At 62.7% G+C, this 23,727-nt stretch carries 23 protein-coding genes; 9 read left to right on the top strand and 14 right to left on the bottom strand.

Going from position 1 to position 23,727, the window contains the following annotated elements; genetic code table 11:
- Window position 1: 1 nt before the first annotated feature.
- From ACWDUD_RS16590 to ACWDUD_RS16580, 3 genes are all read right to left on the bottom strand, one after another.
- Window positions 2-649, bottom strand: coding sequence for an ImmA/IrrE family metallo-endopeptidase (locus ACWDUD_RS16590; protein WP_450110000.1), 648 nt, complete (start codon window positions 647-649; stop codon window positions 2-4).
- A gap of 27 nt (window positions 650-676) precedes the next feature.
- A complete protein-coding gene (locus tag ACWDUD_RS16585) occupies window positions 677-1,066 on the bottom strand; it encodes a helix-turn-helix domain-containing protein (protein ID WP_450109999.1) in 390 nt (129 codons plus the stop codon).
- 160 nt (window positions 1,067-1,226) lie between these two features.
- Window positions 1,227-1,712, bottom strand: coding sequence for an antirestriction protein ArdA (locus tag ACWDUD_RS16580; protein WP_450109998.1), 486 nt, complete (start codon window positions 1,710-1,712; stop codon window positions 1,227-1,229).
- 24 nt (window positions 1,713-1,736) lie between these two features.
- Between ACWDUD_RS16580 and ACWDUD_RS16575 the strand changes: the two genes are divergently transcribed.
- On the top strand, window positions 1,737-3,314 hold the full coding sequence (locus ACWDUD_RS16575) for an IS1634 family transposase (RefSeq protein WP_450109997.1): 1,578 nt from the start codon (window positions 1,737-1,739) through the stop codon (window positions 3,312-3,314).
- Here ACWDUD_RS16575 and ACWDUD_RS16570 read toward each other — a convergent pair.
- The 9 genes from ACWDUD_RS16570 to ACWDUD_RS16530 all read right to left on the bottom strand — a co-directional run bounded on the left by ACWDUD_RS16570 (window position 3,274) and on the right by ACWDUD_RS16530 (window position 9,602).
- Window positions 3,274-3,675 (bottom strand): antirestriction protein ArdA, encoded by a 402-nt coding sequence (locus ACWDUD_RS16570; RefSeq protein WP_450109996.1) that lies wholly within the window; start codon window positions 3,673-3,675, stop codon window positions 3,274-3,276. The genes ACWDUD_RS16575 and ACWDUD_RS16570 overlap by 41 nt on opposite strands.
- Before the next feature lie 139 nt (window positions 3,676-3,814).
- A complete protein-coding gene (locus ACWDUD_RS16565) occupies window positions 3,815-4,195 on the bottom strand; it encodes a hypothetical protein (protein ID WP_450109995.1) in 381 nt (126 codons plus the stop codon).
- Window positions 4,196-4,227: 32 nt separating this feature from the next.
- Entirely contained in the window at window positions 4,228-5,238 is a 1,011-nt protein-coding gene (locus ACWDUD_RS16560; protein ID WP_450109994.1) for a DNA-methyltransferase, read from the bottom strand.
- Complete coding sequence (locus ACWDUD_RS16555; protein WP_450109993.1) at window positions 5,235-6,188, bottom strand: replication-relaxation family protein; 954 nt, start codon at window positions 6,186-6,188, stop codon at window positions 5,235-5,237. Before ACWDUD_RS16555 ends, ACWDUD_RS16560 begins: the two co-directional genes overlap by 4 nt.
- A complete protein-coding gene (locus ACWDUD_RS16550) occupies window positions 6,185-8,335 on the bottom strand; it encodes a type IV secretory system conjugative DNA transfer family protein (RefSeq protein ID WP_450109992.1) in 2,151 nt (716 codons plus the stop codon). Before ACWDUD_RS16550 ends, ACWDUD_RS16555 begins: the two co-directional genes overlap by 4 nt.
- A complete protein-coding gene (locus tag ACWDUD_RS16545; RefSeq protein WP_450109991.1) occupies window positions 8,325-8,552 on the bottom strand; it encodes a hypothetical protein in 228 nt (75 codons plus the stop codon). Before ACWDUD_RS16545 ends, ACWDUD_RS16550 begins: the two co-directional genes overlap by 11 nt.
- Before the next feature lie 168 nt (window positions 8,553-8,720).
- The gene (locus ACWDUD_RS16540) at window positions 8,721-8,918 is read right to left on the bottom strand and encodes a hypothetical protein (protein WP_450109990.1); all 198 of its coding nucleotides are present in this window, start codon (window positions 8,916-8,918) and stop codon (window positions 8,721-8,723) included.
- On the bottom strand, window positions 8,915-9,196 hold the full coding sequence (locus tag ACWDUD_RS16535) for a hypothetical protein (RefSeq protein ID WP_450109989.1): 282 nt from the start codon (window positions 9,194-9,196) through the stop codon (window positions 8,915-8,917). The genes ACWDUD_RS16540 and ACWDUD_RS16535 overlap by 4 nt, the downstream gene beginning before the upstream one ends.
- A gap of 97 nt (window positions 9,197-9,293) precedes the next feature.
- On the bottom strand, window positions 9,294-9,602 hold the full coding sequence (locus tag ACWDUD_RS16530; protein WP_450109988.1) for a hypothetical protein: 309 nt from the start codon (window positions 9,600-9,602) through the stop codon (window positions 9,294-9,296).
- Window positions 9,603-9,732: 130 nt separating this feature from the next.
- Between ACWDUD_RS16530 and ACWDUD_RS16525 the strand changes: the two genes are divergently transcribed.
- From ACWDUD_RS16525 to ACWDUD_RS16490, 8 genes are all read left to right on the top strand, one after another.
- Window positions 9,733-10,407: an NBR1-Ig-like domain-containing protein gene (locus ACWDUD_RS16525; protein WP_450109987.1), complete on the top strand. Its 675-nt coding sequence runs from the start codon at window positions 9,733-9,735 to the stop codon at window positions 10,405-10,407.
- 215 nt (window positions 10,408-10,622) lie between these two features.
- Window positions 10,623-13,055 carry a type I restriction-modification system subunit M gene (locus tag ACWDUD_RS16520; RefSeq protein ID WP_450109986.1) on the top strand — a complete coding sequence of 811 codons (2,433 nt, stop codon included), beginning with the start codon at window positions 10,623-10,625 and terminating at the stop codon, window positions 13,053-13,055.
- Window positions 13,052-14,287 carry a restriction endonuclease subunit S gene (locus tag ACWDUD_RS16515; protein WP_450109985.1) on the top strand — a complete coding sequence of 412 codons (1,236 nt, stop codon included), beginning with the start codon at window positions 13,052-13,054 and terminating at the stop codon, window positions 14,285-14,287. Before ACWDUD_RS16520 ends, ACWDUD_RS16515 begins: the two co-directional genes overlap by 4 nt.
- Window positions 14,284-15,009: a TIGR02391 family protein gene (locus ACWDUD_RS16510; RefSeq protein ID WP_450109984.1), complete on the top strand. Its 726-nt coding sequence runs from the start codon at window positions 14,284-14,286 to the stop codon at window positions 15,007-15,009. Before ACWDUD_RS16515 ends, ACWDUD_RS16510 begins: the two co-directional genes overlap by 4 nt.
- On the top strand, window positions 15,006-18,092 hold the full coding sequence (locus ACWDUD_RS16505) for a type I restriction endonuclease subunit R (RefSeq protein WP_450109983.1): 3,087 nt from the start codon (window positions 15,006-15,008) through the stop codon (window positions 18,090-18,092). The genes ACWDUD_RS16510 and ACWDUD_RS16505 overlap by 4 nt, the downstream gene beginning before the upstream one ends.
- Complete coding sequence (locus ACWDUD_RS16500) at window positions 18,079-18,807, top strand: M48 family metallopeptidase (RefSeq protein WP_450109982.1); 729 nt, start codon at window positions 18,079-18,081, stop codon at window positions 18,805-18,807. The genes ACWDUD_RS16505 and ACWDUD_RS16500 overlap by 14 nt, the downstream gene beginning before the upstream one ends.
- Window positions 18,808-18,810: 3 nt before the next feature.
- A complete protein-coding gene (locus tag ACWDUD_RS16495; RefSeq protein WP_450109981.1) occupies window positions 18,811-20,592 on the top strand; it encodes an ATP-dependent nuclease in 1,782 nt (593 codons plus the stop codon).
- Window positions 20,589-22,031, top strand: coding sequence for a UvrD-helicase domain-containing protein (locus tag ACWDUD_RS16490; protein WP_450109980.1), 1,443 nt, complete (start codon window positions 20,589-20,591; stop codon window positions 22,029-22,031). The genes ACWDUD_RS16495 and ACWDUD_RS16490 overlap by 4 nt, the downstream gene beginning before the upstream one ends.
- A gap of 142 nt (window positions 22,032-22,173) precedes the next feature.
- On the opposite strand, the gene ACWDUD_RS16485 is transcribed toward ACWDUD_RS16490, so the two are convergent.
- Together ACWDUD_RS16485 and ACWDUD_RS16480 are read right to left on the bottom strand one after the other, a co-directional pair.
- The gene (locus ACWDUD_RS16485) at window positions 22,174-22,791 is read right to left on the bottom strand and encodes a hypothetical protein (RefSeq protein WP_450109979.1); all 618 of its coding nucleotides are present in this window, start codon (window positions 22,789-22,791) and stop codon (window positions 22,174-22,176) included.
- A gap of 110 nt (window positions 22,792-22,901) precedes the next feature.
- On the bottom strand, window positions 22,902-23,669 hold the full coding sequence (locus ACWDUD_RS16480; RefSeq protein ID WP_450109978.1) for a hypothetical protein: 768 nt from the start codon (window positions 23,667-23,669) through the stop codon (window positions 22,902-22,904).
- Window positions 23,670-23,727: the final 58 nt, after the last annotated feature.

The following is a 23,727-nucleotide window of genomic DNA, read 5'->3' as shown; positions in this document are numbered from 1 at the left end:
GTCAGGCTCCTTGCAGGGCCGGAGCGGCCCGGTAGTAGCGGATCGTGGCGGCAGCGGAGGAACGGCGAGGCGGACGGCAGCGCGCCGTGCGCTCGACCAGGCCGGTCTGCGCCAGGCGGACGGCAATGGCTTGCTCGGATACCTGGAAGTGGCGGGCGAGGTCGCGCGGACGCTGCAGGCCATTGCCCCAGGCACGCTTGAGGAGGCGGCGCGGCACCAGCAGGCAGCCTGCGAAGTAGTCTGCGGCCTGTTCAGCTTGATCGGCAGCGGACGTGGTGGCGGAACCGGCGTAGAGCCGGCTGGCGGCACCGTGGTCGATGATGTGCTTGTACTCGTGGGCCAGCGTGAAGCGTTGGCGGGTAAAGCTTTCGGCGCGGTTGAGCTGGATGATCCAGGCGTGGCCGTTCCAGAAGCTGGCGCCGGACACTGGCGCCTCGACGTATTCGATTTGGAGCTTCGGCAGCTCAGCGATCAGATCGCTCGGGGTTGGCCCGTCGTTGATGCGGTGCAGTTCCAGCAGGCGGTTGGCATGCAGTTCGGCGACGCGAAGGGCTTCGGCGAAGGTGATGCGGTCGCGGGCGGGGATCACCGTGCGCAAGGAGGCCAGGACGCTGCGGTTCTCGTAGTGGTTAGTGATGCGGTGGGTCATGGCGTCTCCTTTCACGGTGAATCGTTGTTATTCGTCTTGCCCAGGTGCGGGACCGGCGGTGTGGTCGAGCGTCAGGCCGTGGCGCTGGGCGACGGCGGCGAAATGCTGCTCGATCTCACGGACGGCGTCGGCGGGCATGGCTTTGTACTTGGTGCGCAGGTACGGGGTCAGGGTGGGCAGTTCGCCTTCTGGAATCCAGTCGGCGGCGGCAAACAGGTCGGCGACCGGCAGTTCCAGCGCTGCGGCGATAGCGCGCAGGTTGTCAGGCCGGGGCTGGGGAATGTCGCCGAGTTCGAGCCGGGTGACAGTCGCCTTGGCGACCTGGGCGCGGCGGGCGACTTCGCTGGCTGATAAGCCGAGCTCGCCGCGTCGCGTGCGGATGGTTTGCGCCAATTTACCTGCTTGTTCGGGGTTCATATTTTTCCTCTCCAATTACTATTCTTATTATATTTCTCCCGTTCAATTCATTCAACGATTTTCGACATTTCCACAACGGCGAAAGCGACTAGTAGGCGAGGATTTCCTTGATAATTTCTGATTATTTTGGAGGCGTACCGCTTATCCCCGGCAGATGGGGCTATGCCCGCCCGTCAAATACCCAGATGCCGCCGTCATCGGCAGGATAGAAGTGCAGGTCGCCGTCCAGCTGCATGTCCCGGGCCAGCGCCTCGGTGTCGATGCGGGCGTAGGGGCGCAGCGAGTCGGGGACGGAGTTGTCGAGGAGCTGCTGGTAGCCGAGGTCGTCGATGAGCTGCTCGGCGTACGCCTGTTCGGATTCATAGTGGCCGAGGTAGGCCGCCTCGAAACGGTCGAGCGCCGTCTCGTCGCCGTCTTGGATGTCTGCCCAGGCGGCGAACGCCAAGCCGTGCGCCGCAATGCCGCGGGCGATGCGACTGACCAGTTCCAGTGAGTCGTGTTCGTAGATGCGCGCCTCGCCGAAGCCTTCGTAGTCATGGATGGCGTACTCCTCGGCACCGCCTGACTTGCACAAGTTGACGGAGATCTCGGGGGTCTGCCGATGTTTCCGCTGGTAGCGGGATCGCGTGCTGCCGATTCGGGGCACTAAACAGTCGGTAGGATCTGGCGGGTGGCGGCGTACATTCGCAAGGTCCGGACCGCGTCGGGGGCGACGGCGGTGCAGATCGCGGTCAAGCAGGGTGGTCGCCGGACGATCGTCGAGCATGTCGGCTCGGCCCACACCGACAGCGAATTGGCTGCGTTGATGCAGCTGGCCCGCAGCAAACTCCACGCCGGCCAGGAAGAACTCGACCTGGGACTGGATGTGCCCGACGACTCCAGGAAGGGGCCGTCGGTGATCACCGCGAAGCGCTCGCGTTGGCTGATCGAGATGATCGAGACCGCCTGGCATCGGATGGGTTTCGACGTTGTTGACGACGAGGCCTTCTTTCAATTGGTCCTCGCTCGACTCGTGGAGCCGACCTCGATGAGCGACACGGCCAGGGTCGTCGGCGAGATCGGCCTGGACCCGGTCCACCGCAACACCTACGCGAACGCCTTGAAGCGCTGCGCCACCCGTGATTACCGGGATCGGGTCGCGACGCGATGCTTCGAGCACGCCGCCGCAACCGGTGGCCTGTCGCTGGTGCTCTACGACGTGACCACCTTGTATTTCGAGGCCGAGAAGGAAGACGGTCTGCGCAAGGTCGGGTACTCGAAGGAACGACGGGTCGACCCGCAGATCGTCGTCGGCCTGCTCGTCGACCGGACCGGCTTTCCGCTGGAGATCGGTTGCTTCGAAGGCAACAAGGCCGAAACCCACACCATCGTCCCGATGATCCGGCAGTTCCAGGCCCGACACGACATCACCGGTGTCGAGATGGTCGTCGCGGCCGACGCCGGCATGCTCTCCGCTGGCAACCTCGCAGACCTCGACGCCGCCGGTCTGAAGTTCATCGTCGGCTCCCGGATCACCAAGGCGCCGGCCGATCTGGCAAATCATTTCCATTGGAACGGAGACGTTTTCGTCGACGGTCAGATCATCGACACCGTCACGCCCCGACATGCGAAGAGCAACGTCAACAACGTCAGGAAGCGGACCGAACCCGTCTGGGACGCGGCCGGGCATCCCCAGTCCTGGCGGGCGATCTGGCAGTACTCGACCCGTCGAGCGGTGCGCGACAACCAGACGCTGAACGCTCAGGAAGCCCGTGCACGGGCGGTCGTCGACGGCGGCAAGGCACCGAAAGCGACGCGATTCGTCAAGGCCACCACCAGCGGCCGCACCGTCGACGAAGTGGGCCTCGAGCGGGCCCGATCCCTGATCGGGTTGAAAGGTTATGTCACCAACCTGCCCGCGACCTTGATGGCACCGGGCGAGGTCATCGGCAAGTACCACGACCTGTGGCATGTCGAGCAGTCGTTCCGGATGTCGAAGACCGACCTGCGGGCCCGGCCGATGTTCCACCACACCCGCGACGCGATCGAAGCCCATCTCACGGTCGTCTTCACTGCACTTGCCGTCGCCCGCTACCTGCAGGCCGAGACCGGGACCTCGATCCGCTCTCTGGTCCGGACTCTGCGTCCCCTGCAGGAAATCGCCATCACGATCGCCGGCCACCCGCACACGGCAACCGACCCGCTCGATCCCGACGCGACCCGCATCCTCACAGCCCTGGGGCTACAGGTCCGCGGACCGGGGCACTAAACCTGTGCAAGTCAGGTTGGATGTCTGCCCAGGCGGCGAACGCCAAGCCGTGCGCCGCAATGCCGCGGGCGATGCGACTGACCAGTTCCAGTGAGTCGTGTTCGTAGATGCGCGCCTCGCCGAAGCCTTCGTAGTCATGGATGGCGTACTCCTCGGCACCGGGTTCGGGCGCGGCCGCCAGCATGGCCCGGATGTCGGCCTGGAGATCGGCGGGATCGCGGCCGGCATCCAACCAGGCGCCGTGCAGGCGGCCGGCGTTGTAGTCGGCCAGTGACGCCACGTAGATGCGTGGGCCGGGCGTCGAGCGACGCTCCGAGCTGGCTTCGTCCTCGCCGTGGGTTGAAGGTTGTTCATGGGACATCGTCACCTCCTTTCGTGTGCAGTTGATGAGTGGGCGGCGGGAGCAGGCAGTGAGGCGAACCTCGAACTGCCACTCCCGCCGCCCGTTCCCCTGATTGGAGGGGAACACCGAGCTGACCTCTCGCCTTGAGGGTCAGGACTCAGCCGACGCCGTCGCCGCTTGTCTTGCGACTCCCCCGCGGCGGGCTCTTGGGCGCCGCGCCGGCCGCGAACAGGGCGGCGATGGCCTCGCGGCGCAAGGCGGCCTCGCGTTCGATGTCGGCTAGCGCCGTGTCGGCCTTACTGGCGAGCTCCGGAGCGGACTTGGCCGCCTCGATGTGGGCGACCAGGGCGGCCCGGAATTCGTCGGTGATAGTGCTGCCGCGCAGCTGGGCGATCAGGCTCAGCTGGGCGTGCATTTCCGGTTCCAGCCGGATGGCCAGCGTCTTGACGCCGCCACTCTTGCTGGTCGGTTCGTCCGGAATGGACATGGCTACCTCCTCGGTGTTGGTGCGGCCGGTGAACGTCGGGATGACGGTCACTGCAGCCGCAGGGCACCGACGAGGCCGCCGGACTATCCGGTCGCGCACCGGGGTCCGGCCCGGGCGTCGCAGATCCTGGCCTCAGCCAGGGCGGCGAAGTCCCCGCTCAGTTCGATGCCGAGCCAGTCGCGCCGGAGCTGTTCGGCGGCTACCGCGGTGCTGCCGCTGCCGAGGAAGGGGTCGAGGACCAGGCCCGGCTCCCGCTCGGCGCGGCAGGCGCAGGTCGGTCCCAAGGCTGCCCGTGTGGCGGTGCCGCCGAGGGCCCGGATGGTCCGGCGGTGCCACGGGGCGCGGCAGCGCACGCAGCGGGCTTCCGGGCATCCGGCTTGGATGGCGCGGGCCGCCAGCGCAACCGGGTAGGTGGCGTGGTGGTCGCTGCGGGAACTGCTGGTGGCCAGATGCCAGACGTCGCCGGGGTTCTTGCCGAGCGGGTGCCCGACCCGTCCGGCGGCCTTCATCCTGGCGAGGCCGGCGGCGTCGTCCCCGTTGGGACCGCGCCAGGGCTCACGCGGCCGCCGCTTCGCCGCACGTAACCGGCTGGCCGGTTGGGAGCGGTGCGGTACGCGGACGGCATCGAGGTCGAAGAAGTAGCGCGGCGCCCGGGCTAGGACGTAGATGACCTCGTAGGTGCAGGACAGCCGGTCACGGACGCTGGTGGGCATCGGGTTGGTCTTGGCCCAGACGACCTTGTTGCGCACGATCCAGCCCTCAGCCTGCAGGGCCAGTACCAGCCGTTCCGGCGCTAAGGCCAAGCTCTTGGCGGGCGCGCCTTGACTGGCGTGCGTGAGGTAGCTGTCGCCTACATTCAGCCAGACGGTGCCGGTCGGCACTAAGACGCGCCGGAGTTCGCGGGCCACTGCCGTCAGGGCGGCTACCCAGTCATCGACATGCGGTTCGAGGCCGAGTTGCCCGGCGGCGCCATAGTCGCGCAGCCGAAAGTACGGCGGGCTGGTAAGGACCATGTCGACGCTGCCGCCCGGCAGGACGCGCAGGCGGGTGAGAGCGTCTCCGACCAGTACCTGGTTACGGGGCAGGCCGCTCACGGGGCGTCTCCGGCCACGAGGGCGGGCAGGTCGTGAGGGTCGAGGATTCGGAACAGCTCGTCCGGCAGTCCCGGGTCCTTGGCGATGGCAGCACCTAGGGCATCACGCCGGCGCGCCTCAGTGATCAGCCAAACCACGAGCGGAAAGACCCCACTGGCCTGCTGCTCAAGGCCGCTGCGGCGGTAGGCCTCGTACTCAGCGCACTTGCCCAACAGCCGCGGCAGGCTTTCGGTGCCGAGATCGAGTTCGAAGAACCAGCTGTCCTCGAAGTCACCTGCGGCTGTGACGGCGTACAGGTCCGGCTTCAGGGTGCTCAAGCCGCCGCCGAGGTGGGGATAGCGGCGATGGCAAGCCGGTTCGGTCTCGACCCGCAGCAGTTCGATTGCCCCGGTGGAGGCGGTCTGCCGCAGCCGCAGGTGCAGGTCAGCCACGGCCAGGGTGTGCTGCAGGAAATGCAGTGACGGCTCGAAGCTGCGCCGTCGAGGACCGGCGCTGGACTTTTCCCGAAGCAGTCGGTCGCCGGCCGCGTCGAGGTACCAGACGAAGGAGGCTGAGCCGGCACGGACTCCCCCGACCCGGCGCTGGAGGGTGCCGAGCAGGCGATCACGGCGCAGCCGCTCCAATACGCGCCGGCAGACGCGGGCGGCGGACACATCGCTGGCGTGGTCAGTGAAATGAAGGGCCTGGACCTGCCTGGTAGTCAGGAAGCGGTGGGCAGCCACGGTGTCGAGAATGGCCCAGTCCCGCTCCGACAGCCCGTCGCGAATCACCGCCAGCCGGCGCCGCCCGACCCGACGCCCGGTTAGTAAGGAGAGACGAGACGAATCGTCACGAGTCGTCACCCCTGACACGCCCGATTTCGCCCCCACCTGCGAAGAGATCTGCCCCGTCGACCACACGACCGGGTAGCCGGCCGGTACGCCGTCGCCTGGGGAGCGTCGGCCCGTCATGACGTCCCCCGGCGGCGTCGCCCCAAGGCCGCTTCGTCCAGTGGCACGTCGGGGTGGAGCAATTCGGCGAAGCCGGCTTCAATGGCGGCGCGCGGTTGCCCGAAGCGAGCCCGGGAACGGGCGCGGATATCCCCGGGGTCGCTGCTTGGCGGCGGTGGCGGCAGCGTCACGCCCGAGGCCCACGGCTGGGCGGCGTTATCCCGCAACAGGCTGGCGTAGACGTGGTAGGCCGGCAGGGCCGTGAAGTCCTCCGGGCTGAGCACGGCCTGCCCGGCGCACATCGCCTTGGCGTCGGCGGGGCTCAACTGGAAGCAGATCCGCGACCGGGCATTGGCCTCGAAAGCTGCCCGCATCGCCGGGGACAACTGGTCGCGGTATTGATGCGCCAGATGGAAGCCCGCACCGAGACTGCGCGACGTCGCTAGGGCGTCCGACAGGTCGGTCGGCAGGTGCAGGTAGTCCTGGACCTCATCGATGTAGACCATCACCGGCGGCCGCTGGTGGGCGGGCACAGCAGCCCGCTCACGAATCGCCTGCCACAGTTCGGCCAAGATCAGGGCGCTCAGCAGCTGCGCTGCCTCCGGACCGAGGACGCCCTTCTGAAGCGGGACCAGCAGGACCTTGCCCTCGGCGAGAACCTGACGCAGATTGAAGCGCGGACGGCGCTGCCCCAACGTGGCGCGCAGTCCCGGCTGCAGCAGCGGGCGCAGCTTGTTCTGGAGTGGTGCCACGATCTGGCTGCGCGCCTCGTCGGACAGCCCCTCGAACCACTGCCAGAACGGACCGGCCGCAATCGGATCGTCGCGCAAGGCGTGGGCCGTGGCCGCGCGCCGGAAGCCGTGATGGGTGAGCAGCAGGGGCAGCATCACCAGGCTGGCGTCATCCCGGCGCGCCAGCACCGCCAAGGCGTTTTGCAGGATGTCGGCACTGCGCGGTCCAAGGGCGTCACCGTGGAGGGCATGGAGGACGCCGAACACTGCGTCGGCGCCCAGCTCGGCCCGCCGGCCCTCCGTACGCATTAGCGGATTGATGCCGACCGGGGCCTGATCGAGCGGATCGAACACCACGATGTCGTCGCGGCGCGCGGCCGGAATGCGGGCCAGTACGTCGCGGACCAGATCCTTCGGCTCGATGACGACCACAGACCGGCCGGCTTGCATGTCGCTGACGATCAGGTTGAGCAGCAGGGTCGACTTGCCGGTGCCGTTGGGACCGAGCACCCAGGTGTGCCGCAGCGCATCGGTAACGCCGTAGCCCAACTGGCCGCTGACGCCGGGAGCGGTGGCCTGGGCGACGATCCGGGCATGAGGGTCGGCGAGCAGCCGGGGACGGACAGGACGAGGGTGGCGGGGAGGCAGGCCTGGCAGTTCGCGGTCGTCGTCGCTGATCGGCCAGCCGAGCAGCCCTCCGACCTCCTGGACGTTGAGGTGCAGCGGCCAGCGCCAGGGGGCGCGGGCATCGTTCAGGCCGCGCGGATGTTCGGCGGTGATGGCAACCTGCACGCCCGGACTCTCCGCCGTCCCCAGCGCTCCGAGCAGTTCGAGCAGCAGCGTGTGCCGACGATCGGCGGTGACGGCTGCGGCGCCCAGGCGGAAGGTCAGGGCGAATCCGTGCTGGCCCCGCTTGGCCTTGATCGCGGCGCGCCGGTCGGCATCGCGCTCGGGAAGCAGGCCGAAGCGCAACTTGTCGGTCCAGGTCTGACGAGCGGCGAGCCGCGCGGTCGGCACGGCCTGCGGGAACTTGCGCGGGCCGAGCACGGCCTGAATGACGAGCTGCTCGCCAGCTCGGACTCCGGTCAGGGCGCTGAGGACGGCGCGGGTCGTGGCGGTCGCGTCGGCGGGCTGCACGGCCCGGTCGCGATCCGTCAGGCGAATCTGGCGGACGGTCTGGACTGCTGCTCGCGCGTCATCCCAGTCGATGACCAGGGCGCCAGGCACTAACTGCTCGATATGACGGCGCAGGACCGCGCGGTAGCTCTCGGGTGCAGCCACTAGGTAGCGCACGCCTCGGTGGTCGGTACGGGCCTCCAGCACGATCGGCGGGGCGGCGCGATCGGCAGCCAGTCGGCGCAGGAGCGCGAAGGCAGCCTCTTCGGTCAGGACCGGCGGCCAGATGACTTCCTGCCACACCGATCGCTCACCCGTCATCGCGGACCTCGCGGGCAGGCGTGCCTGCCTCCGGCGGGCGTTCGGCAGGGGCTGCGCCCTGGGCGGCTGCCTCGGCTTCGGCCTCTGCCAGGGTCTGGGCAATGACGGCGCGGCTCAGCTTGCGCAGGTCGGGTGGCTGTCGCCGTATGGCGCGGATCGAAATACGGCGCTCGCGGCGGATTTTTTCATTGTTTGCATTTCGTCGTGTTCGTGACATGGGTACACCTCCTTTTTGGTTAATTGCCGCCAAGAGCGTTCAATTCGTTGATCGTTCTGTTCCTAGTGTGCGTTCAATTCGTTGAACGGTCAACCATTTGCGTGCATTTCACAACAGCGATAGGAACGGCATTTTCGGAGATGAAAGTCCGCCATTTTCAGGTCGGAATTACCAGCGTCCGCGGTACCGGCGCACGGCCGCAACGATGACCATTCCGAGGGCGAGCACGCCGAGCGCCGTCACCACGAACGGCAGCACGGCCCGCAGCACCTGCACGGCGCAGTAGAGGGCGACGGCGCCGACCAGCAGGCTGACGCAGGCGCCGACCAGCTGGTCGATCCACGACTTCGGGGCGGAGTCGCTCATGTCTGGCGTCGTGGTGTGCGGGTGTTGCGGCGCATATCCGCTCGGGCCTGCACATAGGCAGCTTCGAGGCGCTCGACCGATCGATCCGCTTCCGTCGTGATGCGTTCAATTGCAGCGGCCGTCTGGGCTTTCTGATCGCGCACTTGTTGACGGCGATCTGCATATTGTTCGATCGGGTCGACGATCAGCACGATGAACGCCTTGGCGAGCCCAATACAGATCGCCGACGCGGCGAGCCACAGGACGCAGAACTCAATCACGAGGCCAACGGTGGTCACGACGACCACTCTCCTATCCAGTCCCGCACGTCACGCGCAATCGAGCTCGCGACACCAGGGAGTCGGGCTGTCGATGACATGGTGAACTTCCTCCCGCTCAGAAGCGGAATCGAGCGACTTCGGCACCGACGTACTCAGCAAAGCAATCGACGATGTGATCGAGGCGCGCAGCCACATTGGGGTCGCCATTGCTCTGAAATGCTGCCTCGCGGCTGAGCATGCCAGTAATCTGCAGGCCAGTTGCCGCGACCATGCCAGCGGCCTGCACGCGGGTACTGGCGATGAGGCCACGGGCAACCTCGCGGTTTTGCAGACGAGCGAGATCTCTGCCTTCGGTGCGGGTGAAGGTGTCGGGTGTTTGGGCGGCGACAAGGCTGCTGTTGGGGCGGGAGACGATGGTGGACATTGGATTGCCTTCGCGTTTGAGGTCGGTCGGATCATCGAGGTAAGTCAGTGACTCCGACCCAATACTTCGACTGATTGCGAACATAGGCCGGGTACTTGGCGTTGGGCGAACTCCAAACCATGCTGGTGGTATGGGCAGTGGAGCGGCACTGACCGCACTGGGACACCAACTGCGATACCTGCGCCAGTCAGCCGGTATGACCCTGGTCGAAGCAGCCCGACAGCTGCGCGCCACCAAGGGACACCTCAGCAACATCGAGCGAGGGCGAGACCGTCCCGGACTGGCAATCGTGGCCTTCTACGAGGAGCGCTTCAACGGCGATGGACAAGCCTTCGGACTGTACGTCGAAAGCGTCACGTCTTGGCGACCACGACAGCGTCAACCAATTGCCTCACGTCCGCGCTACCCGATACCCGGCGATGGCTCGACGTTCGTCGCCGACATAACGGTGCCAGACGGCACGATCATGCCGCCATTCTTCATCTTTCAGAAGGTCTGGCGAGTACGGAACAGCGGGACCGTGCCGTGGATCGGTCGGTGGTTGGTACGGGAGGGGGTGCCGGGTGGCTACGGCGTGCCACGATCTCCTTACCGAGTACCCATCCCCGACACGCAGCCGGGCGAAGAGGTCGATCTCGTGGTGCCGGTGCAGGCCCAGGCATTGGAGGGATCGTCTCAAGCGCATTGGAAGATGAAGGACGCTGACGGCTGGGAGTACTTTCCGGACCGCTACCCTGCGGGGATCGTGCTGTCGATTGTGGTGCGAGCGGGGGCACCTGCGCCTGAGATTCAACGTCGTGACTAATGAGATCAAATCGGCATCGCCGCCACCGACCGTTGCGAGGGCTTGCGCATCATGTCGGCCTCGCTGATCGGAAACCTGTGCATCCGTCGCGTTGTCGGTGCCTTCTGGCATGCTGAGACGCGACCAAACGGAGAGTCAAGAATCTTCGCACATTTGTTCGAATAAATGGTAAAATGGCATCACGTATGCCTACGGACACAACAGGAAGACCAGCTGTGGCGCTTAAGAAGTCAGACCTCTACTCATCACTGTGGGCAAGTTGTGACCAGCTTCGCGGCGGCATGGACGCCAGCCAGTACAAGGACTACATCCTGACGCTTCTGTTCGTGAAGTACGTCTCCGACAAGGCAAAGACCGGCCGCGACGGCCTAATCGAGGTGCCCAACGGCGGCTCGTTCGACGACATGCTTGCCGCCAAGGGCGACAAGGAGATTGGCGACCGTTTCAACAAGATCATTGCCAGGCTTGCCGAAGCCAACGACCTGCGCAATGTCATCGACCAGGCCGACTTCAACGACGAGGAGAAGCTCGGCAAGGGCAAGGAGATGCAGGACCGCCTCTCCAAGCTAGTCACCATCTTCAACGACCTCGACTTCCGCGGCTCGCGCGCCGAGGGTGACGACCTGCTCGGCGATGCCTACGAGTACCTGATGCGCCACTTTGCCACCGAGTCAGGCAAAAGCAAGGGCCAGTTCTACACGCCGGCCGAAGTCTCCCGCATCCTCGCTAAGGTCGTCGGCATCGGGCCACAGACCCGCCAGGACCAGACCGTTTATGACCCGGCCTGTGGTTCCGGTTCGCTGCTGCTCAAGGCTGCCGCCGAGGCGCCGCGCGGCATGACGATCTATGGCCAGGAGAAAGACAACGCCACCTGGGCGCTGTCGAAGATGAACATGATCCTGCACGGCAATGAGATCGCCACGATCGAGAAGGGCGACACCATTACCAACCCGCAGTTCACCAAGGGCGACCGCCTGCGGACCTTCGACTACATCGTCATGAACCCGCCGTTCTCGGTGAAATCCTGGAATAACGGCCTCGAAAAAGACTACGGCCGCTTCGAGTACGGCCGCCCTCCGGAGAAGAATGGCGACTACGCCTTCCTGCTCCACGCGCTCACCTCGCTTAGGAGCACCGGCAAGGCCGCGATCATCCTGCCGCACGGCGTGCTGTTCCGCGGCAACGCCGAAGCTACTATCCGCACCCGCTTGCTCAAGCAAGGCTTTATCAAGGGCGTCATCGGCCTGCCTGCAAACCTGTTCTATGGCACCGGCATCCCCGCTTGCATCGTGATTCTCGACAAGGAGAACGCCCAGGCCCGCACTGGCGTGTTCATGATCGACGCTTCCAAGGGTTTCATGAAGGACGGCAACAAGAACCGCCTGCGCAGCCAAGACATCCACAAGATCGTCGACACGTTCACCAGGCAGGTCGAGATCGACCGCTACTCGCGCATGGTGCCGATGGGCGAGATTGCCGACCCGAAGAACGACTACAACCTCAACATCCCGCGCTACATCGACTCCTCCGAACCCGAAGACCTGCAGGACCTCAGTGCCCACCTGTATGGCGGCATCCCTAACGCCGACCTCGATGCACTCGCACCCTATTGGGACGCCTTCCCGCAACTCCGTGGCCAGCTCTTCAAGCCGAATCGGCCCGGCTACAGCGACCTCACCATCGACGTCAGCGAAGTTCAGCAGGCGATCCTGGACTCGACCGAGTTCCAGAAGTCTGCCGATGAGGCGAGGGCTCTCATGACCGACTGGTTTGCCGCCCATCGCGACGCGCTCGCGGCCATCGACGAGAAGACCAAGCCCATCGACCTGATCGCCACGATCAGCGACGACCTGCTCGTGCGCTTCAAGCCCGTGCCCCTGCTCGACGAGTACGACGTCTACGAGCAGCTCATGACCTACTGGCATGACACCATGCACGACGACGTTTTCCTGATCATGAACGACGGCTGGCTCGGCGCGGCCAAGCCACGCAAGACGATCGAGGACAAGGACCGCAAGCTGGCCGAGAGCCCCGACCTCGTCATCGGCAGCGGACGCAACGCACAGAAGTACAAGATGGATCTCATCCCGCCGACACTGATCGTGGCGCGGTTCTTCGCCGACGAGCAGGCCGAGATCGACGAACTGGCAGCCGCAGCCGAGGAAGCTACGCGTGCCGTCGAAGAGTACATCGAAGAACACGCTGTCGAAGACGGGCTACTGGCTGATGCTGTGGACGACGACAAGATTTCCAAGGCGCTCGTGGCCACGCGCCTGAAAGCGATCAAGGCTGGCGGCGACCCCGACGAAATCAAAGCGCTGCAACACGCTACCAAGCTGTACAACACTGAAGCCGCCGCAAAGAAGGCCCTCAAAGATGCCAAGGGCGAGCTTGACCTCGCAACACTCAAGAAGTACGGCGACCTGACCGAGGATGACATCAAGACACTGGTGCTTGACGACAAATGGTACGCAACGGTTGTGCGCCGCGTGGCCGGTGAAGTTGAAGCATTGACGCTCGACCTGGTTGCGCGCATTCAGCAGCTCGGTAAACGATATGCCGAGACAGTTAGTGAACTCGACGCTGAGCTGGAAGAAATCGAAGCCAAGGTTGCGGGTCACCTCGACGCGATGGGGGTTCGTTCATGACTGCCGCAGCAGGTTGGCCACGCGTACGACTGGGTGAAATTGGGCAGAGTTTGATCGGACTTACGTATAGCCCTAGTAACGTGAAGCGCTCCGGGACTCTGGTGTTACGTTCGTCTAATATCCAGAATGGAAGTCTGTCTTTTGACGACAATGTCTATGTCGACTCGATTATCCCCGAAAAGATTCGAGTGCGCGAAAACGACATCCTGATTTGCGTCCGAAACGGCAGCCGTCGGCTCATTGGTAAGAGTGTATTGCTCGACCATAGGGCGGTAGGTCAGACTTTCGGCGCTTTCATGGCAGTCTATAGATCCGATGCAAACCCATTTCTTCAGTATTTTTTTCAGTCCGATGACTTCAAGATCCAAATTGATGAACATTTGGGCGCCACTATCAATCAGATTACAAACGGTAGCCTTAATAGCTTTACTGTCGCGTTGCCAAGCGCAGCCGAGCAGGCACAGATCGTCGCGACGCTTGGCAGCATCGACAATCTGGTTTCCACCCTCGAACGCCTCCTCGCCAAGAAGCAGGCGATCAAGCAGGGAATGATGCAACAGCTCGTAACGGGCCGCACGCGTCTGCCAGGGTTCGCCGATCCGTGGACCGAAACCAGGCTTGGCACCCTAGGAAAGTGCATCCGTGGAGTGGGGTACGACCCTGGCCAAGATCTTTCGTCTAGCGATCGGCCACATACCATCCGACTGCTTCGCTCGAATAACGTGCAGCGCAGTCGGATCGACCGTGATGGTCTGCAGTTTGTTCACGAGCGCCGTGTTGCGCCGTCTCAGGTTCTTGAGTACGGCGACATCGTTATCTGCATGGCTAACGGTAGCCGTGCGCTAGTTGGGAAAGCTGCGCGCTTTGAGCCAGCAGTGGGTGAACCGCGCTACACATTTGGCGCTTTCATGGGCGCGTTCCGCACCGACAAGTCCATTGCAAGCTCTAGATTCGTTGCCGAGATTCTCGAAACGCATGCTTTTAGGGGATGGCTTGATGTGATCCTGTCGGGGTCAAGTATCAATAATTTGCGACCAGGAGACGTCGAAGGATTCACTACAATCATACCTGGTCTCACTGAGCAAATGGCCATCGCGGACACCCTCGCGGATGCAGATGCTGAGATTAACCTGCTGCACGAACGCCTTCGCAAGGCTCGCGACACCAAGACCGGCATGATGCAGCAGCTCCTGACTGGCCGTACGCGTTTGCCTGTGGAGGCTGCGTCATGAATACCGAGTGGGCGATCGAGCAACTTGACGATTTTATCAAGGCCACCACGGTGACCTATGTCCCTTCTCCGCCAGGCTCTGCTGGATTCCATAGCTACAAGACAGCGATTCCCGAGGATGAGATTGTCAAACGTGCTCAAGTCGTAGAACAGATCCTTGATCGAATCGTTCCGACTTGGCGAACGGACGTGCAGAAAAAGGACCGACAGAAGTGGTCAGTCCACTACGAAGCATCGATTCGAGCCCGTGAGGCGCTCGTTCGCGCCGAGGAAGTTCGGGAGAACCTCGGTGAGAACGCTCCGGAACTCTCTGCTGCCGAACTTCATCCGTGGATCTGGGAGGGTGCCAAGTCGCTCTGGCAGTCCGGCCACTACCGCGAAGCAGTCGGCGGCGCGATTCGAAAGCTCAATGCCGAAACACAGAACAAGGTGGGTCGTCGCGACGTAAGCGAAACCGACCTGTTCAAGCAGGTGTTTTCGACGGATGAGCCGAAACCTGGCAAGTCACGGCTGCGACGCATGAAGGACGACGGCAGCGATACTTACAAGTCGGTGCAGCGTGGCGTGATGACCTTCGCCGAAGGGGTCTTTGCGGGCATCCGCAATCCGCTGAGCCATGAGGTCGACCAGGAACTGTCAGAGCAGGAGGCGCTGGAGTACCTGGCTGCCCTCAGTGTTCTGGCCCGCTGGGTTGATGAGTCCGACGTGGAGGCTGCTTCATGAGTGATGTTGGACAAATTGAACGCAAAGCGCAGGACCGCGTGGTGGCGCTGTTTCGCGACCAGCTCAGCTACGAGTATCTGGGTAACTGGGAGTACCGTGACGGCAACTCGAACGTCGAGATCGAGCTGCTCGTCCAGAACCTCAAGGCACGCGGCTACGACGACAGCCTCATCAACCGCGCGCTCGACCAACTCGGCAAGGCTGCCTCGGTTGGTGCCGGTCACGACCTCTACGAGGCGAACAGGGACGTTTACGGGCTGCTGCGCTACGGCGTGAAGGTCAAGCCCGGTGTCGGCAAGCAGACCGAGACCGTCTGGCTGATCGACTGGAAGAACCCGGAGGCGAACCACTTCGTCGTCGTCGAAGAAGTCACCGTCGCCGGGCAGCACACCAAGCGCCCCGACGTAGTGCTCTACGTCAATGGGCTGGCGCTCGCCACGCTCGAACTCAAGCGCTCCAAAGTTGCCGTCTCCGAAGGCATCCGGCAGACCATCGGCAACCAGAGGCCGGAGTTCATTCGCTCGTTCTTCTCGACCGTGCAGTTCGTCTTCGCCGGCAACGACGTCGAGGGGCTGCGCTACGGCGTCATCGACACCCCGGAGAAGTACTGGCTGGAGTGGAAAGAGTCGTCCAACGTCGCTGACCCGCTCGACCGGGCCCTACTGCAGCTGTGCAGCAAGCCGCGGCTGCTTGAACTGATCCACGACTTCGTCGTCTTCGACGCGGGCGTCAAGAAGGGGCCGCGCCACAACCAGTACTTCGGCATCAAAGCCGCCCAGGACCGCATCGCCAAGCGCGAGGGCGGCATCATCTGGCACACCCAAGGCTCGGGCAAGTCCCTGACGATGGTGTGGCTGGCGAAGTGGATTCGCGAGAACCAGCCTGACGCCCGCGTCCTGCTGATCACCGACCGCACCGAACTCGACGAACAGATCGAGAAGGTCTTCAACGGTGTCAACGAGCAGATCTACCGCACCAAGAGCGGCGCCGACCTGATTAGCACGCTCCACGCCAGCGAGGAATGGCTGATCTGTTCGTTGGTGCACAAGTTCCGTGCCGCTGACAGCGACTCCGAGGACGATGAGGCGACCGCCGAATTCATCAAGGAGCTGCACGCCCGCGTCCCGAAGGACTTCAAGGCCAAGGGCAACATCTTCGTCTTCGTCGACGAGGCCCACCGCACCCAGTCCGGCAAGATGCACACCGCTATGAAGGCGCTGCTGCCCGAGGCGATGTTTATCGGCTTCACCGGTACCCCGCTGCTGAAGGCCGACAAGGCCACCAGTATCGAGACCTTCGGCAGCTTCATCCACACTTACAAGTTCGACGAAGCTGTCGCCGACGGTGTCGTCCTCGACTTGCGTTACGAAGCCCGCAACATCGATCAGGAACTGACCAGCCCCGAGCAGGTCGACAAGTGGTTCGAGGTCAAGACCAGGGGCATGACCGACCTGTCCAAGGCTGAACTCAAGAAGCGCTGGGGCACCATGCAGAAGGTCGTCTCAAGCGAGCCGCGCGCCAAGCAGATCGTCAACGACATCCTGCTCGACATGGAGACCAAGCCCCGCCTGATGGATGGGCGCGGCAACGCCATGCTCGTCGGCTCAAGCATCTACCAGGCCTGCAAGTTTTACGAGATGTTCGTCGCGGCCGGCTTCAAGGGCAAATGTGCCATCGTTACCAGCTACACCCCGAATGCCAGCGACATCGCTAAGGAAGACTCCGGCGCCGGCAAGACCGAGAAGATCCGCCAGTACGACATCTACCGCAAGATGCTGGCCGACTACTTCGACGAACCCGAAGACGCGGCCGTGAACAAGGTCGAGGAGTTCGAGCAGGCCGTCAAGCGGCAGTTCATCGAGAACCCTGGCCAGATGCGGCTGCTGATCGTGGTCGACAAGTTGCTGACCGGCTTCGATGCGCCGAGCGCGACCTACCTCTACATCGATAAGAAGATGCGCGACCATGGGCTGTTCCAGGCTATCTGCCGGGTCAACCGCCTCGACGGCGACGACAAGGACTACGGCTACATCGTCGACTATCAGGACCTGTTCAACTCCATCGAAGACGCCGTCGGCGACTACACCTCCGGCGCGCTCGACGGGTACGAGAAGAAGGACATCGAGGGCCTCCTGACCGACCGTATCGAGAAGGCCCGCGAGAACCTCGACGAGGCCCTCGAACGGATCCGCGCCCTCGTCGAACCCGTTGCGCTCCCGAAGAATACGCTTCAGTACCAGCAGTACTTCTGCGCAGTGGAGCAGGGTAACGTCGAACAGCTCAAGGCCAACGAGCCGAAGCGCGTCGAGTTGTACAAGGCAGTTGCCGCCGTCACCCGTGCCTACGCCAATCTGGCCAACGACATGACCTCCGCTGGCTATAGCGCGGCCGAGGCTGAGGCAATCAAGGCGGAGATCGCCCACTACGTCGACGTACGCGCCGAGGTGAAGCTGGGTGCTGGCGAAGATGTCGACTTCAAGCAATACGAAGCCGGTATGCGGTTCCTGCTCGACACTTACATCCAGGCCGGCGCATCTGACGTCGTCTCCAACTTCGAAGACACCGGCCTGATCGATCTGATCGTCAAGCTCGGTGCCGGTGCGGTCGACAAACTGCCTGCCGGGATCAAGAAGGACCCCGAGGCCGTTGCCGAGACGATCACCAACAACATGCGCAAGGTAATCGTCGACGAGCACGCCATGAACCCGAAGTACTACGACAAGATGAGCGAACTGCTCGACGCCATCATCGAACAGCGCCGCCAGCAGGCTATCGACTACCAGGAATATCTGGCGAAGCTGCTTGACGCCGCGAAGAAGCTCGGAGCCAAAGAGTCGGACGTAAAGTATCCCGACTGGGCGGACAACGGCGCACGACGCGCCTTGATCGACTTCGGATGGCCTGACCAGACGCTGCCGATCCAGGTCGACACTGCGATTCTGACGAGCAAGCCGCACGACTGGGTGGGTAACTCGATGAAGGAGAAGGTCGTCAAGCGAGCGATCCGCCGTACGCTGCCGGACGGCTTCGACCGACTCGACGAATTATTTGAACTGGTAAAGGCGCGCGATGAGTACCGCTAATGCCTACCTCACTGTCCGTGGCATTGACATTGACGTCATCTACAAGGACATCAAGAATCTCCACATCGGGGTCTACCCGCCGATGGGCCGCGTGCGCGTAGCCGCCCCGACACGGCTCGACGACGACCAGGTGCGCCTGGCCGTGATTCAGCGTCTGCCGTGGATCAAGCGGCAGCGTGACAAGTTGCGCTCCGCCGAGCGGCAGTCTGAGCGCGAGATGGTGACCGGCGAATCCCACTACGTCTGGGGTGTCCGTCGCCGGCTCAAGGTAGTCGAGCGAGCAGGCCGGGCGCACTTCGAGATTGACGGCGAGCGGCTGGTACTTTACGTACCTGCCGACACCTCGATTGAGAAGCGCCGTGACTACCTCGACAAGTGGTACCGCGACCAGCTTCGCCAGGCGCTTCCCGAACTTATCTCCAAGTGGGAGCAGGCGCTCGACGTGAGCGTGCCGAAGTGGACTATCCGCCGCATGAAGACCAAGTGGGGCTCGTGCAACCGCGAAACCCGGCACTTGTGGGTCAACGCCGAACTCGCCAAGAAGCACCCCGACTGCCTGGAGTACATCATCGTCCACGAGATGACGCACTACTTCGAACGCAACCACGGCGAAAGGTTTACGAGCCTGATGGATCAGTACCTGCCGGATTGGCGCAGTCGGCGAGAGCAGCTCAATAGGTCTCCACTTTCCGACGAGCAATGGAAGGGCGAGTAGTTGATGGAGATCCGACGCATCGACATTCAGAACTTTCGGGGAATCAAGTCCCTTACATGGAACATCCCAGCAGGCCGCCGCTTTCTGGCACTTATCGGGCCGGGCGACAGCACCAAGTCGAGTATCTTGTCTGCTATCGACATGGCGCTTAGCGACAGATGGAACTTGTCGTTCACAGACACAGACTTCTATCAAGCAGACGTGAATAACCCGATCTCAATTCGAGTGACGCTCACGGGATTGCCTCCCGAACTTCGCCAGCATCACGTGCTCGGTCTGCATCTAAGTGGTCTGGATGCCGCCGGTGAGCTTCATAAGGACCCCGAAGACGACCATGAAGTCTGCGTCACTATTTGTTTGACGGTCGACAGTGAACTCGAGCCTAAGTGGACAGTCTTCCGACCAGGTAAGGGCACGGACGAGGCAGCAGTTAGCTCGGCCGCTCGGCGCTTGATCGGTACCTACAAGGTGGACGAGCGCATCGATGCGCACCTGCGGTGGACCAAGACATCTGCTCTTGGCCGACTTACCCAAACCAAACACGGAGCCACGAAGCTTCTCGTGGAGGCCAATCGAACCGCCCGTGCAGCCGTCGCGGGCTCAATCCCAGAGGACCTTGGACAGCTGGCCAAGTCCATCCAGGAGAAGATGCATGACCTGGGGAGCGGCGTATTTGAGTCTTTACAGCCCGGTCTCGATCAGTCGCTTTCAAATTCATCGGGGAACCTTGCGCTATACGAAGGCACGGTCCCGCTGACCAATTACGGACTCGGTAGCCGGCGTCTCGCAGGCATCGCAGCGCAGCAGCTTGCACACGACGGCAAGGCGTTCCTCCTTGTCGATGAGATCGAGTACGGACTTGAGCCGCACCGATTGGTCAACTTGCTAGCACAACTCAGGCGCACAGACATTCCGGGCCAGGTGTTCGTCACCACTCACTCGCCAATCGTTCTAAGGCACCTTGACGCCGAGGATCTCGCTGTAGTTCGGTCGCTCGCTGACGGTCGGGTCGAGGTGAAGTGCCTTGCGGCGGGCGACGAGGAGATTCAGAAGCTGCTCCGGGCATCTCCGGAAGCATTCCTTGCGCGCCGAATCGCAATTGGTGAGGGGAAGACCGAATACGGCCTGTTGCTGGGCTTATTGGACCAGTGGGACGCCGAAGCTGCCGCAAATGGGACCCCAGTCAGTGCTGCGCTCGGTGTCGTCGCCGTCGAAGGCAGTGGCTCGGACACGGTCACACGCGGAGAGATCTTGGATGACCTCGGATATGAAGTCACCCTGCTAATGGACAGCGACGTCAACGATGTCAACGTCAAAGCCGACGCCTTCGCTGCCCGCCCCGGGGCCGAAGCAGTTCGATGGCGTGACGGCTTCAACGTGGAGCGTGCCGTTTGTGAGGTTCTCGATGCCGACGGCCTAACCGCACTCATCCAATTGGGTATCACACTGTCTGAACATCCCGACGACGGAGCAGCCAACTTCTTAACTCACCTTGGGAACGCCGGACTGCCGCGCGACCAGACCTCCCTGAATGTGGGAGATTGGGTTAGTTCGGGCTATTCGCTTAGCAAAGCGCGTGAACTCATTGCCAAAGTCGCCAGCAAGAAGAGCTGGTTCAAACAGGTACATCGGGGGCGCGCTCTCGCATCGCAGCTTATGGCCGCCCGACACCTCCAAGATTCTGACGAACTTGCCAAGGTGAACGCGCTTCGGGCAGCAATCTTCGATCCACGACAGAATGCTTCCGGGGAGGAGAAGGCGTCGAAAGACGAGATTGCATCGTGAATACTCCGCGTCTACTTGACCACCTGCCAGCCTCAGTCGAGCTCGCAGCCGGGAGCGGCAAGACTTGGACTCTGGCAGACAACGTGCGCAGTGTCGCTGGTGACGGCGGTCGAGCACTCGTGCTTACCCACACCGTCGCCGGTGTTCACGCAATGAGCTCCAAACTCGGCGAGTTGGATGTCGATCCTGATGCGTACCACGTCGCAACGCTGACGAGCCTTGCGGTCGAGCTCGTCAGCGCGTACTCATCCCACGCTGGATTCGATGTCCCCGAGGCCGTCGATCTCAGTCGCTCCGAGGAATACATTCAAGGCGCCATCGCAGTGCTTCAGCGGCAGCACATTCGAGACGTCTTCGGCCTGAGCTACACTCACTTGCTTGTCGACGAATATCAAGACTGCTCAACCAACCAACATGCCCTTGTGCGTGCACTGAAAACTGCGATCCCTCAGGCCATAGTCTTCGGTGATCGTTTACAGGGCATTTTTGGTTTTGCCGATCCGATTGTCGATTGGGACGTGGATGTCCTGCCAGAATTCCCGGATTTCCCGATGAACCATGTCCCGCGTCGCTGGCAAGGTCACAACGAAGATCTCGGCGCTTGGCTCCTCTCCGTTCGTCGTCAACTGACCGCCGGCAATGTGCTTGATCTCAGAAGCGGTCTCCCGAACGGCGTGACCTTCCTCTCTAAGACTGCTGCCGGCTTTGAACTGGTCAATGCAGCCCGACAGCGCCGGGGAGATGGCGAGACTGTTGTCGTTATCGCCGCACCGCATTTGCACGCCGCGCGAGCGGTTGCCTCACGTCTGTCAGGGTACGGATACGTTGCTATGGAGGAGATGGGCGGCAGCTTCATGGCGAAGTTGCTCGGATCTCTTGCGGGCCTCGAACCAAGCAACTACGCCACATGGCTGGCATCTACCGCAAAAGACTGTTTCACTGGCTACGGCAAACTCGATAGCGGTGTTATGGGTCGACTTGCCAAGGGCAAACCGGCGGCGACGCTCAAGCGTCCGGGTCTTGAGAAGACGCTCGCCGCAATCGACCGGGTCCAGTCGTCACCGGATCTTCGTGTGCTTGCCGAGTCTATGGATGCGATCCGTCTTGCAAGAGAGGCTCAGCTGCACTCCCGCGAAGCATGGCGTGACATGACCAAAGTCATCGAGGCTTGTGCAATTGATCCCGAGCGAGACATGTCTATCGAACTTGTGCGCGTCCGCGAGCGGGTGCGCTACGGCGGGCGGCAAAGCCAGTCGCGTGTGGTCTCTCGGACCGTGCTCATTAAGGGCCTTGAGTATGACCATGTCATCATCGCGAACGCTGCAGACATCAGCGACGCATGCAATCTCTATGTTGCGCTCAGCCGGGCACGAAAGAGTGTAACGATCATTGGTCCCAGTCCGCAGATAACCATTAAGGAGACACCGAATGGTCGATGAGACGCGATCTTGCGAGCATTCCTCAGGTCAGTCGTGATCCCCAGCTCGCGGGCGCTCCGCGACAATCAGCCGCACGTCCACAGTCCAACCTCCGCCTGCATTCGCCCGCTCATGACACCTTCAGTCAGCTGGCTGCAGGTCGTTACTCTGGACTCTTCTGAAAGCCGAAAGATTTCTTCAACAGCAGCAGACCTGCGATGGCCCCACCAACACCGGCGAGCAGTGCGGCAAAAGTTCCTGCCGCGAGTGGAGTGCGCCACAAGGGGGTTAGATTGGCTGCGCACTGGATGCCAGGTATTTCTACCCTGGGTGCCGGCTCGCCCCGAAGTGACGCGAGACATTGGGCGGCCAGTTCGGCGCGCTGCTCCACATCTAGGTTAGAGGCGGGGTTGGCTGTCGCCTGCTCGGCCGGCTGCTGCACCCACGCCACGAGGGCTTCTACCGTCTCAGTACTAACTGTGGCCGTCGGGCTCGCGACAACGAACAGAAGGAAGCCCAGACTTCCAAGGGCCCCGACGATCGCCATGATGGTAGGCCAGAGCGTATAGATCCCTGCGCGACTATTGACCTTGCGGGCCGTATCGCGCCAGGTGTACGCACGCACGTTAATTGCCGCCGATCGGGACGTGAACTTGGCAAAATCATCCGGCGCGAGGTACGTCCCGGAAGCGGTCACCTGCGGTCCCGTCGAAATCGTTCTTAGTTCCAGGGGAGCATCCCGCTGATTCTCCAGGACCACCTTCCGGTCGTCCGCGACCACCGATATGGTACGGCCCTCAGGGCTACGCTCGGCGATAAACACCCGTCCGGTACTCACACCGCTGCGAGCCTGATGGACAGCGGGTACTGGTTGGGGCTTGTTAGTAATTATCATTGGATCGCGTACGCCGTGCCGACCATCCACATGATCGGGTCAAGTAGTGCAGGATGTGAGACGTGCCATGGCGCCACGGGCGGCTCGATCAGTGCCTGTTCGGCAGCCATCTGGTCGCGGTCCTGGGGTCGTTGGTCGGCCGTACGATACGCCAGGAGAAGCGCTCCCGCAACCGTCACCACTGCCGGTTCGCTCACCTCAGAGCTAAATTCCCGACCATCGAACCTGGCGCGGACCGTGGCACTAATTTCATCGATCGACAGCCCGAAGTTGTAATTGCCTACGTCGAACCTCAACTGAGTGTCGATTTCTGGGACCTGTTGCCGGACGACCGCGGCGAGATCAGTTACTAGGTTGGGCTCGTTCGCGCCGAAGGTAGGGGGCCCATAGGAGTAGTCATAAGTGTGGCGGCCATCCGTCAGGATGCGTTGCAAGGCGGCCCTGGCGCGATTCTGGACGCGTTCTGTCAGTTGACTCCCCGCCTGCTGGGCCTTTGTTGTTGCAGGAGTAGGACCTGCGCCGGGTAGGACGGCTTGGATGACAGCCAGTGCCGGCACGCAGATGGCGCATTCGAAGCCCTGGTAGCGGCTGCCGTGCGAGGAACAGACCCATACAGAACAGATTGAACAGGTGGCGAGTGGTTCATCTGCATCAGCCTGGCTATTTGCGGGCAGGGAACGGGGCTGGTTGGGGGACTCGGAATGCAGGTAAGCACAGAGGTAGCAGCCCATACCACTGTCCAATCGCGAGGCAATGTGGTTCATTCTAGGGTACGACAGAAAGATCGGCCCTCTAGGCAAACCGGGCCATTTTCCAATCGCT

This window comes from Rhodococcus sp. NPDC003382 (assembly GCF_053589135.1).
The sequence above is the reverse complement of the archived record's forward strand: the minus strand, read 5'-3'. Positions and strand labels throughout refer to the sequence as shown.